The sequence below is a fragment of the Streptosporangium sp. NBC_01469 genome, from assembly GCF_036227305.1.
Classification (GTDB): Bacteria; Actinomycetota; Actinomycetes; order Streptosporangiales; family Streptosporangiaceae; genus Streptosporangium.
Genome location: NZ_CP109465.1, coordinates 8665780 through 8679799 on the forward strand (window position 1 = coordinate 8665780; position 14020 = coordinate 8679799).

At 72.5% G+C, this 14020-nt stretch carries 12 protein-coding genes; 5 read left to right on the forward strand and 7 right to left on the reverse strand.

Features of this window, described 5'->3' with window-relative positions; genetic code table 11:
* The first annotated feature begins 60 nt into the window (after positions 1 to 60).
* On the forward strand, positions 61 to 1845 hold the full coding sequence (locus tag OG587_RS37705) for an acyclic terpene utilization AtuA family protein (RefSeq protein ID WP_329083586.1): 1785 nt from the start codon (positions 61 to 63) through the stop codon (positions 1843 to 1845).
* A 134-nt stretch (positions 1846 to 1979) separates the two neighbouring features.
* On the opposite strand, the gene OG587_RS37710 is transcribed toward OG587_RS37705, so the two are convergent.
* Positions 1980 to 2516: a TetR/AcrR family transcriptional regulator gene (locus tag OG587_RS37710; protein ID WP_329083587.1), complete on the reverse strand. Its 537-nt coding sequence runs from the start codon at positions 2514 to 2516 to the stop codon at positions 1980 to 1982.
* A 110-nt stretch (positions 2517 to 2626) separates the two neighbouring features.
* On the opposite strand from OG587_RS37710, the gene OG587_RS37715 reads away from it, so the two are divergent.
* From OG587_RS37715 to OG587_RS37730, 4 genes are all read left to right on the forward strand, one after another.
* A complete protein-coding gene (locus tag OG587_RS37715; protein ID WP_329083588.1) occupies positions 2627 to 3541 on the forward strand; it encodes a TIGR03620 family F420-dependent LLM class oxidoreductase in 915 nt (304 codons plus the stop codon).
* A 203-nt stretch (positions 3542 to 3744) separates the two neighbouring features.
* Complete coding sequence (locus OG587_RS37720) at positions 3745 to 3969, forward strand: hypothetical protein (protein WP_329083589.1); 225 nt, start codon at positions 3745 to 3747, stop codon at positions 3967 to 3969.
* A gap of 135 nt (positions 3970 to 4104) precedes the next feature.
* Positions 4105 to 4956 (forward strand): helix-turn-helix domain-containing protein, encoded by an 852-nt coding sequence (locus tag OG587_RS37725; protein ID WP_329083591.1) that lies wholly within the window; start codon positions 4105 to 4107, stop codon positions 4954 to 4956.
* Between the two features lie 67 nt (positions 4957 to 5023).
* Entirely contained in the window at positions 5024 to 5293 is a 270-nt protein-coding gene (locus OG587_RS37730; protein WP_329083592.1) for a hypothetical protein, read from the forward strand.
* Positions 5294 to 5324: 31 nt separating this feature from the next.
* On the opposite strand, the gene OG587_RS37735 is transcribed toward OG587_RS37730, so the two are convergent.
* The 6 genes from OG587_RS37735 to OG587_RS37760 form a co-directional block, all read right to left on the reverse strand.
* A complete protein-coding gene (locus OG587_RS37735; RefSeq protein ID WP_329083593.1) occupies positions 5325 to 5978 on the reverse strand; it encodes a TetR/AcrR family transcriptional regulator in 654 nt (217 codons plus the stop codon).
* 172 nt (positions 5979 to 6150) lie between these two features.
* On the reverse strand, positions 6151 to 8469 hold the full coding sequence (locus OG587_RS37740) for a glycosyltransferase family 39 protein (RefSeq protein ID WP_329083594.1): 2319 nt from the start codon (positions 8467 to 8469) through the stop codon (positions 6151 to 6153).
* Positions 8466 to 9659, reverse strand: coding sequence for a bifunctional glycosyltransferase family 2/GtrA family protein (locus OG587_RS37745; protein ID WP_329083595.1), 1194 nt, complete (start codon positions 9657 to 9659; stop codon positions 8466 to 8468). The genes OG587_RS37740 and OG587_RS37745 overlap by 4 nt, the downstream gene beginning before the upstream one ends.
* A 337-nt stretch (positions 9660 to 9996) precedes the next feature.
* Entirely contained in the window at positions 9997 to 11424 is a 1428-nt protein-coding gene (locus OG587_RS37750) for a sensor histidine kinase (protein WP_329083596.1), read from the reverse strand.
* Positions 11421 to 12128, reverse strand: a complete 708-nt coding sequence (locus tag OG587_RS37755) for a response regulator transcription factor (protein WP_329083597.1) — start codon at positions 12126 to 12128, stop codon at positions 11421 to 11423. The genes OG587_RS37750 and OG587_RS37755 overlap by 4 nt, the downstream gene beginning before the upstream one ends.
* Before the next feature lie 216 nt (positions 12129 to 12344).
* On the reverse strand, positions 12345 to 13859 hold the full coding sequence (locus OG587_RS37760) for a phytoene desaturase family protein (RefSeq protein ID WP_329083598.1): 1515 nt from the start codon (positions 13857 to 13859) through the stop codon (positions 12345 to 12347).
* Between the last annotated feature and the right edge of the window lie 161 nt (positions 13860 to 14020).

The window sequence follows — 14020 nt, forward strand, 5'->3', positions numbered from 1 at the left end:
CGGGCCGGTCCTCGCGGCGCGCGGCGGCGCGTCCGGGACGTACCGGCCGGGGGAGGGCTGATGTTGCGCGTCGCCAACTGCTCCGGCTTCTACGGTGACCGGCTCTCGGCCGCCAGGGAGATGGTGGAGGGCGGCCCGATCGACGTGCTCACCGGCGACTGGCTCGCCGAGCTGACCATGCTGATCCTGGCCGGGAACCGGTTGAAGGGCCGCCCCGGCTACGCGCCGACCTTCCTGAGACAGCTGGAGGAGGTCCTCGGGACGTGCCTGGATCGGGGTGTCAGGATCGTCTCCAACGCGGGCGGGCTGGACCCGGCCGGGTGCGCCGAGGCGGTGGCCGAGCTGGCGGGACGCCTCGGGCTGCCGGTGAGGGTCGCCCACGTCACCGGCGACGACCTCACCGGCCGTGACCTGGGCGGCGCCCTCAACGCGGACACCGGTGAGACGCTGCCCGCGCCCGCGCTGACCGCCAACGCCTACCTGGGGGGACGCCCGATCGCCGCCGCCCTGTCGGCGGGGGCGGACGTGGTGGTGACCGGCCGCGTCACGGACGCCGCGCTGGTCACGGGGCCGGGAATCTGGCGGTACGGCTGGGGGCCCGGCGATCTCGACGCGCTGGCCGGCTCGGTGGTCGCCGGGCACGTCATCGAGTGCGGCTGCCAGGCGACCGGCGGCAACTACGCGTTCTTCGGCGAGGTCCCCGACCCGGCGCGCTGCGGGTTCCCGCTGGTGGAGCTGGAGGCCGACGGCTCCAGCGTGGTCACCAAGCACCCGGGGACCGGAGGGCTGGTCTCGGTGGGCACGGTCACCGCGCAACTGCTCTACGAGATCGGGTCGCCCCGCTACCTCGGCCCCGACGTGGTCGCGCGCTTCGACACGATCCGGCTGGAGCAGGAGGGCCCCGACCGGGTCCGCGTCTCGGGGGTGCGCGGCGAGGCCCCTCCCGGCACGCTCAAGGTCGCCGTCAACTACCTGGCGGGCTACCGCAACACCATGACGCTCGTCCTGACCGGCCTGGACATCGAGGCCAAGGCCCGGCTGGCAGAGGAGGCCATCTGGTCCCGGGTGCCGAAGGAGTCGTTCGACGAGGTCCACGTGGAGCTCACCCCGCTCGCCGGGACCGCCCTGCTGCGCGTCACCGTGATGGACGCCGACCGGCGGAGGGCGGGACGCGCCTTCTCCTCGGCCGTGGTCGAGACCGGCCTGGCGAGCTACCCCGGCTTCTACGGCCTCACCCCTCCCGGTGACGCCTCCCCGTACGGGGTCTACTGGCCCACGCTCGTCCCGGCGGAGACGGTGCGGGCCCGCGTCTGGCTCGACGGCCGTGAGCTTCCCGACGTACCCGACGTGTTCGGCGCATCCGACGTACCCGCCGCACCCGGCACACACGCCGTACCCGACGCGCCGGAGGTGACGGCCACGCCGGTCGCGGGCGGCGGCGGTGGGGCCGCGGACCACGGGGGCGACGCCGATCCCGCCCGGCACGACGAGCACGGCGAGCGCGTCGACGGTGAGACCGCCCGGGTCCCGCTGGGCGCGATCGTGGGCGCCCGCTCGGGGGACAAGGGCGGCAACGCCAACCTGGGGGTCTGGGTCCGTACGGCGGAGCGGTTCGGGTGGCTGGAGGGCTACCTGACGGTCGAACGCCTGGCGGAGCTCCTGCCGTTCACCACCGGCCTGCGGGTCGAGCGCTTCGAGCTGCCCAACCTGCTCGCCCTCAACTTCGTCGTCCACGGCCTCCTCGGCCGGGGCGTGGCCGCGAGTCCCCGTCTCGACGCCCAGGCCAAGGCCCTCGGGGAGGAACTCCGCGCCGCGCTCGCCGACATCCCGCGACACCTTCTCTGACCTGTCCGGCGGCGCCCGCGCTGACCCTCGGTCTCACCGGGGAGGCGCTCCTTTCCTCCGTCCGGGTGGGGGGAAGCGGCCCCCGTCCGGGTGAGGGGAAGCGAGTCTTTCCCCTCTGGTCAGGTGAGGCGGTCTCATCCGCGCAGACCCGCCAGGGTCACCGAGAGCAGGCGTTCGGCCCGGTCGAGCCCGCCGGGCAGTTCGCTCGCGGCCAGCGCGACGCCGGTGACGAGCTGGAACAGGTCCTCGACGTCGACGTCCGGACGTGTCCGGCCCTCCCGCTGTGCCCGCAGCAGGAGACCCGTCGCCGCCGAGCGCATCGCCGCGTGGCAGTCGAAGCCGATCTCGGCCCCGCCAAGCGTCATCGAGGTGGACATCCCGCGGTCGGTGAGAGCGTGGGCGAGCACGTCCCGCGACCAGAGGGCCAGCGCCTCGTCCGGTGAGGTGTGGGCGAGCAGATCCCCCGCCCTCGCGCACAGTGTCTCGACCCGGTCCCGGAACACGGCCGCCAGGAGCACCTGCCGCGTGGGGAAGTGGCGGTAGAGCGTTCCCGGCCCCACCCCGGCCCGGCGCGCGATCTCGTTGAGAGACGCCTCGGGCCCCTGCTCGGCGATCACGGCCCTGGCGGTCGTCAGCAGGTGTTCACGGTTGCGTCGCGCGTCGACCCGCATCGATACCCCCAGGTCCTCAAACCGGTTTGCAAACGGAGAACTTCTCCGTATTATACGGTCAGATTATCCGGAGACCCTCTCCGGATACTTTCCGGAGAGAGGCCTCCCGAATGAACGACGACACCGCCGACCTCGGACGCGTCGGGATCTGGACCTTCGCCTTCGACGACCAGCCCGTGGAGAAGGTCCGCGAGGCCGCGGCGGAGATCGAGGAACTCGGCTACGGCGCCCTGTGGTTCGGCGAGGGGTTCGGCCGCGACAGCGTGAGCCAGGCCTGGCTGCTGCTCTCCGCCACCCGGCGGATGGTCGTGGGGGCCGGCATCGCCAACATCGCCCTGCGCGACCCCATCACCATGGCGGCGGCCGAACGCGCGCTCAACGAGGCACATCCCGGCCGCTACCTCCTCGGCCTCGGCGGGCACCGGGTGTCCGACACCCCCATCAGGATGAACGGCTACAGCATCCCCAGCCGCGGCCGGGCCGTACACACGATGGGCGCCTACCTCGACGCGATGGCCGCCATCCCGCTGGGCTCCCCCGCGCCGAGGAAGCCCCCGCGGCGCGTCCTCGCCGCGCTCGGGCCGCGGATGCTGGCCCTGGCCGCCGAGCGGACCCTCGGCGCCCACCCCTACTTCGTGCCCGTGGAGCACACCCACCGGGCGAGAGAGATCATGGGTCCCGACGCCTTCCTCGCGGTCGAGCAGGCCGTCGTGCTGGACACCGACCTCACGAGAGCCCGCGAGGTCGCCAGGGGACACCTGGGCCCGTACTTCGGCGCCGCCGCCCACCAGACCGCCAACCTTCGCCGCCTGGGCTTCGGCGACGACGACCTGGCGGACGGCGGGAGCGACCGCCTGGTCGACGCGATCGTCGCCTACGGGGACGCCGACGTCATCGCCGAGCGCGTCCGTGCCCACCTGGACGCGGGCGCGGACCACGTGTGCCTGCAGGTCCTGACCGCCACCCCCGCGGCGCTCCCGATGCGCGAGTGGCGCGAACTGTCCGCCCTGACCACGGCCGGCTGACCGCGGCCCGTCGAGCGGGCACCGCACGGAGAGGGCGGCGGGCACGCTTGACCGTCTCCGTATCCGCGCCCGGACATTCAGGTGGCATGCGGTGAAGCATGCGGAATATGCGCCTTGTGGTGATTGAAACCTTCATGCAACCTTCCGAAATCTAGGATTGCACGCAATTGCTCCACAAGTGTGGTTCGGGGAAGGATTCAATCATGCGTCTCCGTTTTCTTGGCTCCACCTCAGAGGCGGGGGCCTGTCCCTCCCTCTACGAGACCGACCGCGGGACCATCGTGGTGCAGGGTCTCCGGGTGACCGACGCGGAGGCGCTGGCCGACCTGCGTCACGTCCTGGACGGCGAAACCGCCGTAGAGGTACCGCGTGAGCTTCTCGCAGACATCGCCCGCCAAGTACTTTCTGTAAATATTGGTCACGATTAGGAGTGCTCTCTGGCTTGATCCACATGCTCGGGTCTAGCGTCGTGCGCACCATGCGGGAGGCGACGTGAGCACGCGGAGAGAACGGGTGAACGACAGCCGCGGCACACAACCCGCGCGAACGGCCGAGGAGATCGTGTGAGCGGGTTCCAGCAGGCCAGAACCGAACTCGGCGTGCAGCTGCGGCACCTGCGGGAGGCCGCCCACCTGTCGGGCAAGGAGCTGGCCGAGCGGCTGAGGTGGCAGGCGTCCAAGGTCTCCCGGATCGAGAACGCCCGCCAGACCGTCACCGAGGACGACGTCACCCAGTGGGCGCGGGCCGTGGACGCCTCCCCCGAGGTCGCCGGGGAGCTGGTGGAGCAGGTCACGGGCCTCCTGGACCGCCAGGACTCCTTGCGGCAGCGGCACCACAGCGGGCTGGCGGCGCTCCAGGAGGACATCCGTGACATGGAGGCGCGGACGACCCTGCTGCGGGTGTTCGAGCCCGGCGTGGTCATCGGGCTGCTGCAGACCACCGAGTACGCCCGGAGCATCTTCACCCGGATCAAGCGCCTCTACCGGGCGCCCGACGAGATCGACGCGGCCATCCGGGTGCGCATGCAGCGCCAGGACATCCTCTACGACCAGAGCAAGCGGTTCAGATTCGTCATCCCCGAGGCGGCGCTGCGCTACCGGCTGGCCCCGCTGGACGTGATGCGCGGGCAGCTCGACCGGTTGCTGGCGGTGACCGCGCTGCCGAACGTGGAGTTCGGCGTGATCCCCTTCGAGGCGCCCCTGCCCTCGGCACCGCTCAACGGTTTCTGGGTGTACGACGAGGACCATGTGGCGGTGCCGACCAGGACGAGGGACCTGCTCCTGCGCGACCCGGACGACGTCGCCTTCTACGCGCGGACCTTCGAGGAACTCTGCGAGGTGGCGGCCTTCAGGGAGGATGCCAGGTCGGTGATCGTCCGAGTACTCAGCGATTTCTCCCGACAATCGGCGGACTAAAGACCGCAATTGCTTGATTAGCATCCCAAGATCGTGCAATTCTCTGTCGGGACGGAGGTGACTCACGATGCTGGACACGCTGTCTTGTCTGGAGAGATTCGTTACCGCTATACGGCTGCACGCCGACCTTTCCGTGCAGCGGATCTCGTTCGGCGATCCCGCGTACGTGTACGTCCGCAACCGCTTCAGCAACACCCTGGCCGAGACCGTGACCTGCGCCCAGGACGGCGGCTTCATCACGTCGTGGGGCTACCGGCTCGGCACCAGCGACAACATCGACGACGCCGCGGCCCGGCTCGCCTTTCTTCTCGCCGCCATGCCCACCCCCCGGGCCTGACCGCCCGGACGCCCCGCCCCTGCGAAGCCGTCTAGAAGCCGTCGGCCGGGGCGTCGGGGAAGTCGGAGAGGTCGAGGCCGACCTCGCGGGCGGCGGCGACCCGGGCGTGGTGAAGCATCCGGCTCCGTGACATGTTGCCGGTGTGCAGGGTGTACCGGACCACGAGGCCGTCGAGCATGCCGTCGATCCGCTCGGCCGAGCCCAGGGGATCGTCGCAGGTGAACTCCCCCGAGGCCACGCCGTCGGAGATCACCTGGCTGAGGATCTCGATCCAGGCGCCCTCAAGCTCCAGCAGGATGGTGCGGACGTGCTCCTCGCGCACCCCGACGGCCCAGGCGTCGACCCAGAGGATCCAGCTCTGGTCGGAACGGGAGGCCGGGATGTAGAAGCGCAGGACGCGGTCGAGAAGCTGGAGGGCGGTGCCGGGGCCCGCGACGATCTCCTTCAGCCGCTGGATCTCGGAGTCGCTGGTGCTGCGGAGCATCTCGGTGATGAGATCGTCCTTGGTGGCGAAATGGTAGTGGATCAGCCCACCGCTCACGTTCGTCGCCTTGGCGATGTCGGCGACCCGGGTGCTGGCCAGCCCACGCTCCAGCACGACTCGCCTGGCGGCCTCAAGGAGCTCCGCTCGGCGCTGGTCGGCCTGGTCGGCGCGGCTGCTGCGCGCTCCTCCTCCGCTGTGCACGGCGCAAGACTACAGCAGGGCGGGACCCCCGCCCCACTACTCCTGATTGGCCAATCAGTCAATAGCTTCGCCCCTGTCTCACCGGCCGTATCCGGTCACCGTACGAGCGGAGAGAGCGGTGGCCGCCGGGGAGCTCGGAGCGTCCCCGGCGGCCGTGGTCGTCGTGACGGGCTCAGCCGCAGCGGTAGAGGAACCGGTCGGTGGAGCCTCCGTACTCCGACGCCTTGACGGCGGCGCAGTTGGCCCGCACCCACTCGGTCACCTGGGAACCGCCCCCGTCGGGCCCGCCCCTGCCGCCGTCCCCGGTCATCACGTATCTGAGCCGCTCCGAGGAGACGAGTCCCTTGAGCCGGTCCACGGTCATGGCCGGGTCGCCGCCGGTGAAACCGCCCATCGCGATGACGGGTAGCCCGGTCGACAGGATGGCCGAGGAGGCGCCCTGCGCGCTGCTCACCGCCACCAGCCAGGTCGCGCCGCCCCGGTTCCTCTTCAGGTAGTCGACCATCCGCTGGTCCATGGCGCCGCCGAAGCCGCCCCGCGCCCCGCCCGGGAGGCCGTAGCGCACGCGCGGGACGGCGTCACCGGTCGCGCCCTGCCGCGGACCACCGGTCGCGGTCGTGCCCCGCCCCGGGTCCTGCCCCGGCGCGCCGCCGGGGAACTCGCCCTGAGGTCCTCCGCTGCCGGGGAGGCCGCCCCGCATGCCGCCGAAGCCTCCGCTCCCCGCGGGGCCCGCGGTGGGGTTGGTGCCGTTGACGGGCGAGCCGAGCGGGGTCAGCGCGTAGGCCGCGGGCCCGGCCAGGGCGGCGACCAGCCCGGCCGTCAGCGCGACCGCGGCGATCCGCCGCCTGAACCGCCGCCCGAGACGGGCCAGGAGCAGCCCGGCGACCGCCACGGCGGTCGTACCCGCCACCGCCCAGGCCAGCCAGGGCACGAAGCCCCCGGCGTTCCCGGCGTCCCCGGTGCGCCGGAGCAGCGCGAACGCCCACGCCCCGGTGACCGCGAGGCCCGCGGGCAACACCCACGACCAGGCCCTGGACTCCCGGTAGGCCCGCCACACGAGCACCCCGCCGAGCCCGGTCAGGGCGGCGACGGCCGGGGCCATCGCGGTGGTGTAGTACGGGTGGAAGGTACCGCTGGAGAAGCTGAACACCACGTAGTGGACCGCGAGCCAGCCACCCCACAGCGGCAGGGCGATCCTGGTGTCGCGGAACGGACCGCGCGCGGCCAGGACCAGACCCGCGACGAGGGCGATCACGGAGAAGGGCAGCAGCCAGGAGATCTGCCCGGCCATGATGTCGTTGAACAGGCGCCCGGCCCCCGCCGCGCCACCGAACCCGCCACCAGCGCCGGGGCCGCCACCTCCACCGGGGCCACCGCCTCCGCCAGGCCCGCCGCTCCCGCCGAAGACCCGGCCGAGACCGTTGTAGCCGATGACGAGGTCCCAGACCGAGTTGTCGGTGCTGCCTCCGACGTAGGGGCGGCTCGACGCGGGCCACAGGTCCACGACCACCATCCACCAGGCGCTGGAGACCACCAGCGCGGCGCCCGCCGCCAGCAGGTGCCCGAGGCGGCGGAGCAGGGTACCGGGAGCCATCGCCAGGTAGAGCGGGGCGAAGACCGGGAGCACCAGATAGGCCTGGAGCATCTTGGTGTTGAACGCCAGCCCGACGAGCACCGCCGAGACGACGAGCGTGCGCGTCCGGCCGGTGCGTACCGCCTCCTGGCAGAACCAGGCGGCGAGCACCAGCAGCAGGACGAGGACGGTGTCGGGGTTGTTGTCCCGGTTGATGGCCACGGTGATCGGGGTCAGCGTCATCACCAGGGCCGCGACCAGCGCCGCGGCGTGGCCGTACGTGCCGGGCAGCGCCCTTCGCACGGCCGAGTGGAGCACGGCGACGGCGGCGACCCCGGCGACGGCCTGGGGCAGGAGCATGCTCCAGGTGCCGAACCCGAAGATCCTCGCGGACAGTCCCATCACCCACAGCGCGAGCGGCGGTTTGTCCACGGTGATGAACGATCCGGCGTCCAGGGCCCCGAAGAAGAACGCCTTCCAGCTCTGGGTGCCCGACAGGATCGCGGCGGAGTAGTAGTCGTTGGCGTAGCCGTTCCGCCCGAGCGCCCACACGTACAGGACCGCGGCCAGCGCGAGCACCCCCCACAGGCCGGGCCGCGCCCACCGGGGGTCGCCGGGGCCACCGAGGAACACCCGCCGCGCGACGCCGCCGAACCGGCCGTACCGCTCCGCACGGTCCCGCTCTGCGACGTGCCGCCCACCCACAGGCGCCGCCACCGTCCCGGACGCGGGCGGCCCGGACGACACGGCCAGCGCGGACGACGCGGACGACGCGGACGACAGTGTCGGCGTGGTCGCGCCGGGGGCGGAGGCCGCCGGTCGGGGGGCGGCGCTCGTCCCGGACGCGGACGACGGGGAGGCCGCCGTACCGGGTGCCGACGTGGCGGATTCCGCGTCCCGCGGAGTGTGGGTGGTCATGGGGTGGTCTCCTTGGCGCGGCGGGGGTTGAAGACCCAGGCGCGAAGCATCAGGAAGCGTACGAGGGTGGCGAGGGCGTTGGCCGCCACGAGCGCGGCGACCTCCGCGGCGGTGGACGCCGCGGGCGCCACGAGGTCGAGCAGGGCCAGGCCGCCGGTGCTCAGCAGCAGGCCGACGAGGAAGGCCAGGCCGCCTTCGAGCTGGTGGCGGAGGGCCCCGGTACGGCCGGTGACGCCGAAGGTGAAGCGTCGGTTGGCCGCGGTGTTGGCGACGGCGGTGACGAGCAGGGCCACCCCGTTGGCCACGACGGCCGGCATCACCAGGCGCAGGGTCACGAACAGGGCCAGGTGCGCCAGGGTGCAGATCGCGCCGATGACGGCGAAGCTGGGCAGCTGGCGGCCCATGCCTTTGGGCAGCCGCGCTCCCCGCACGCGCGGCGGGACCGGGATCCTGACCGCCCCCGACAACGTCTTCCGCGCCACCCTGGCCATCCCCCTGAGGTCGTCCACGACGGTCCTGGCGATGTCGACGCGGCTGTCGGGGTCGTCCACCCAGTCCACGGGCACCTCGTGGATGCGCAGTCCGTGTTGCTCGGCGAGGAGCAGCAGCTCGGTGTCGAAGAACCACCCCTCGTCCTCGACTGCGGGGAGCAGCGCCTGAGCGATCTCGGTGCGGACCGCCTTGAAACCGCACTGCGCGTCGGAGAACCGCGCCCCCATCGCCGAGCGAAGCAGCAGGTTGTACGTCCGCGAGATGAACTCCCGCTTCGGCCCTCGGACGACGTTGGAGCCCCTGGACAGCCGGGTGCCGATGGCCAGGTCGCTGTGGCCGGACAGCAGCGGGGCCACCAGGGGCAGGAAGGCGTCCAGGTCGGTGGAGAGGTCCACGTCCATGTAGCTGACCACGTCGGCGTCGCTCGCCGACCACGCCCCGCGCAGCGCGCGGCCCCGGCCCTTGGCGTCGAGGTGCAGGGCCCGCACGTGGGACAGCTCGTGGCTGAGGTCGGTGGCGATCCGCCAGGTGGCGTCGGTGCTGGCGTTGTCGGCGATCGTGATGCGGAAGCCGTACGGGAAGGTTCCCGTGAGGTAGGCGTGCAGGCGGCGGACGCTCTCGCCGAGCACCCGCTGCTCGTTGTGGACGGGGACCACGATCTCGACCAGCCGGGTGCGCGCCGGTGCGGTGGCCTTCACGCCGCCCTCCGGGGGCGGGGGCTCGGGTGTCTCATGCCCTCAGAGTCATCATGTGATCTTGAGCGATCCTGAGGCGATCGTTAACACCGGGTGAGAAACCCGCGCGCCCGGTTCCACCGCCGTACGGGCGGCTCACACGCCGGAAGTGACGGGGAAAACGGGAAGTGACGGAGAGCAGGGACACCTCCGCCGATGCCACCGGAAACGACCGCTCACATGCCCTGGACGACGGGGTCCCTGAACACCTCCGCCGACACATCACCGGAAACGACCGCTCACGCGCCCAGGACGAACGAGACCCCCGGACACCGCCGCCGACACCACCGGCGGCGGTCGCTCACGTGCCCGGGACGACGGGAGACCGGGTGGGAGAGCCGGGCAGGCGGACGCGGGCGAGGATGCCGCCCCCGGCGGCGTTCTCCAGGTCCACCTCTCCCCCGGCGTCGCGCACGGCCTTGGCCACGATGGCCAGCCCCAGTCCCGAGCCGGGCATGCTGCGGGCCGAGGACGACCGCCAGAACCGGTCGAACACGTACGGCAGCTCCTCCCCCGGGATGCCGGGGCCGTGGTCCCTGACGGTCAGCTCGCCGTCATGGAGCCGCACGCCCACCGGATCGGGCCGGTCCGCCGAGAACTTCACCGCGTTGTCCAGCAGGTTGACCACGGCCCGCTCCAGGGCGGCCTGGTCTCCCCGCAGGTACCAGGGGCTCAGCTCCACCTCGATCGAGGTGTCGGGGGCGCGCAGCCGCGCCCTGCGCACGGCCGCCTCGACCGCGTCGTGGAAGGCGACCTCGACGTGCGGCTCGTGCTCGTCCTCCGAGCGTGAGAGCTGGAGCAGGTCACCGACGAGCGTGGACATCTCCTCGAACTGGGCCTTGAGGTTGGCCAGCAGCCTGCGCTTGGGGGCGGCGTCGAGGGGACGCCCGGTGTTCTCGCTGCGCAGCAGCAGGTCGATGTTGGTGCGCAGGCTGGTGAGCGGGGTACGCAGCTCGTGCCCCGCGTCGGCGACCAGCCGCCGCTGGCGCTCGCGGGACCCGGCCAGCGCGGTGGTCATCGCGTTGAAGGAGACGCCGAGCCTGGCGATCTCGTCGGTGCCCTCGACCGGGATCCTGGTGTCGAGGTCCTCGGTCCTGGCGACGTACTCGACGGCCTCGGTCAGCCTGCCGACGGGGCGCAGCGCCGTACGGGAGACGAGCAGCCCGGCGGAGGCGGCGCCGAGCACGCCGAGCGCGGTGACCCCCGCGAGGATCCAGGCGAGCGTGGCGAGGGTGGACCGGACCTCCTCCAGGGACCGGGACTCCATGACCGCGATGCCGCGTCTGACGTTCATCGTCATCACCCGGACCTCCTCCCCGGCGTCGGTCACGCCGTTCCTGAACACCCGCCTGCCCGGGGGGCCCTGAGTCAGGGCCAGGTCGGCCGGGGTGACCTTGACGGGCGCGGAACCCGCCACGCACCTCCCGCCGTCGGCGTAGACCAGCTGGATGGGCGGGAGACGGAGCAGCGGCCTGCGACCGGTGATCTCTCCCCGGCCCCCCGGGACTCCCGGAACCTTCGGGACTCCCACCCCCGGTAGCCCTCCCGGACAGTACGGCCCGATCCACTCGATTCCCTGCGTCCGTCCCTCCAGCGAGCGCTCCACCTGCCGCAGCAGCTCGGCCCTGACGACGAACCAGCACAGCACCGCGCACACCGCGATCGCCAGCGCCACGGCCGCCGCCACCAGCAGGGTCAGCCGGGAGCGCAGGGAGCGGCGCCCGTTCACGCGGAGGTCCGCAGCACGTATCCGACGCCCCGTACGGTGTGGATCAGCCGGGGGCGCCCACCGGTCTCGGTCTTGCGGCGCAGGTACATGACGTAGACGTCGAGGGAGTTGGAGGACGGTTCGAAGTCGAAGCCCCACACCTCGCTGAGGATCTGCTCGCGGGTGAGCACCTGGCGGGGGTGGATCATGAGCAGTTCCAGCAGCAGGTACTCGGTGCGGGTCAGTTCCAGCGGCTCGCCCGCCCGGACGACCTCGCGGCTGGCGGTGTCCATCCGCAGGTCGCCGAAGGCCAGGACCGCGTCGTCCTCGGCCGCGGGCGCGCTCAGGGCGCCGCGCCGCAGCAGCGCCCTGACGCGTGCCAGCAGCTCGTCCAGCTCGAACGGCTTGACCAGGTAGTCGTCGGCCCCCGCGTCCAGGCCCGACACCCGGTCACCCACGGCGTCGCGGGCGGTGAGCATGAGCACCGGCAGGTGGTTGCCCGCCGCCCTGAGCCTGCGGCAGGCGGTCAGCCCGTCCAGCCGGGGCATCATGACGTCGAGCAGGACCAGCTCGTACGGCTCCCGGTCGATCGCCTCCAGTGCCGCCTGGCCGTCCGAGGCCAGCCCGACCCGGTAGCCCTCGAATTCCAGGCTGCTCTGCAGCGCCTCCCTGAGCGCGGGCTCGTCGTCCACGACCAGCACCCGCGCCGCCTCACCCTCAGCCATGGCCTCCACGGTAGACGCCCATCATGAGAGCAGGATGAACGCCTCCGGCCGTGCCCGCCGGAACCGGCCCGCGACCGCCCCTCCGGCCCCGCCGGGCCGGGGCGGGCCGGGTCGGGCGATCGGGTCCGGTCGGCGGCCGGGCTCAGGTGAACAGCGCCATGGCGGCGTTGTGGCCAAGCTCAAGTAGGCAACGCCATGGCGGCGTTGTGGCCGGGCTCAGGTGAGCAGCGCCATGGCGGCGTTGTGGCCGGGGATGCCGCTGACGCCGCCGCCGCGCCGGGCGCCCGCGCCGCAGAGCAGGACGCGTTCGAGACCGGTCTCCACACCCCACAGCCCCGGCTCCCCGTACGGCCAGGACAGGTCGCGGTGGAAGATGTGCCCGCCGGGCAGGCCCGCCTCGTTCTCCAGGTCGACGGGGGTCTTGGCCTCCAGGCAGGGGCCGCCGTCGGGAGCGCGCAGCAGGCAGTCCTCGACGGGTTCGGCGAGCACCCCGTTCATCGAGGCGAGCGTGGCGCGCAGCGCGGCCTCGCGCGCGCCCGCGGGGTCCTCCCGGAACAGTCTGGCCGGCATGTGCAGGCCGAACAGCGTCATCGTGTGCGCTCCGGTCCGGCGCAGCTCCGGGCCGAGGATGGAGGGGTCGGTCAGCGAGTGGCAGTAGACCTCGGCCGGGGGCAGTGAGGGGATCCGCCCGGCCGACGCCTCCGCGTACGCGCGGGCGAGCTGGTCGCGGCCCTCGTTGATGTGGAACGTGCCGCTGAACGCCGCCGCGGGGTCCGCTCCGGGGTCCTTCAGGCGCGGCAGCCGCGAGAGCACCATGTTGACCTTGAGCTGGGCCCCCTCGGGGGCGGGCCCGGCGTCTCCGAGCAGCCGGGCGAGCACGGCGGGCGGCACGTTGGCCAGGATCCGCTCGCCCGTCACCGTGTGCTCCCCGTCCGCGTCGCGGAAGGCGACCTCGCCCGAGGGATCGACCGCGAGGACCTCGGCGCCGGTCAGGATCTCCGCCCCCGCGGCGCGGGCGGCGTCGGCCAGCGCGCCGGAGACCGCGCCCATGCCGCCGACGGGGACGTTCCAGTCACCGGTCCCGTCGCCGATCACGTGGTAGAGGAGGCAGCGGTTGGCCAGCAGGTCCGGGTCAGAGGGGTCGGTAAAGGTGCCGATGAGGGCGTCGGTGAGGACCACGCCGCGTACGGTGTCATCGGCGAACCGCTCGTCCACCACCTCGCCGATCGGCCGCTCGAACAGGTCGCGCCAGGCCTCCTCGCCGACGAGGTTCCGCATCGCCGCGCGGTCGGCGAGGGGTTCCAGCAGCGTCGGCGCGACCCGCTCGGCCACGTCGGCGGTCATCCCGTAGAAGCGCCGCCACGCCTCCAGCTCTCCGGTGCCTCCGGTGACCCGGGCGAAGGAGGCGGCGGTCCGCGCGGCGTCGCCGTTGTCGACCAGCAGCCCGGTGTCCCCCACCGGCGTGTACGAGGCGTACCGGCGGCGGCGCAGCGCGATCCTGAGTCCCAGGTCGGCGACGATCTTCGAGGGCAGCAGGCTGACCAGGTACGAGTAGCGCGAGAGCCGGGCGTCGACCCCGGGGAACGCCCTCGCCGACACGGCGAGGCCACCGACGTGACCGAGACGTTCCAGGACGAGGACGCGCCGTCCGGCGCGGGCGAGGTAGGTGGCGGCGACCAGGCCGTTGTGGCCGCCTCCGACGATCACGGCTTCGTAGCGAGAGCGGAGCACGAGACTTCCCGGTGGGTGAGGTGAGGGACGCGGGGCTGGGGGCTCCGGCCGCTCAGAGACCTGTCTGCCAGTGCGGCTCGGGGCAGAGCACACCCGACGTCTCGACCATCACCATGCGATTCACCATATCCCGAAATATCGCCAGATCGGCAGCCCCAAGC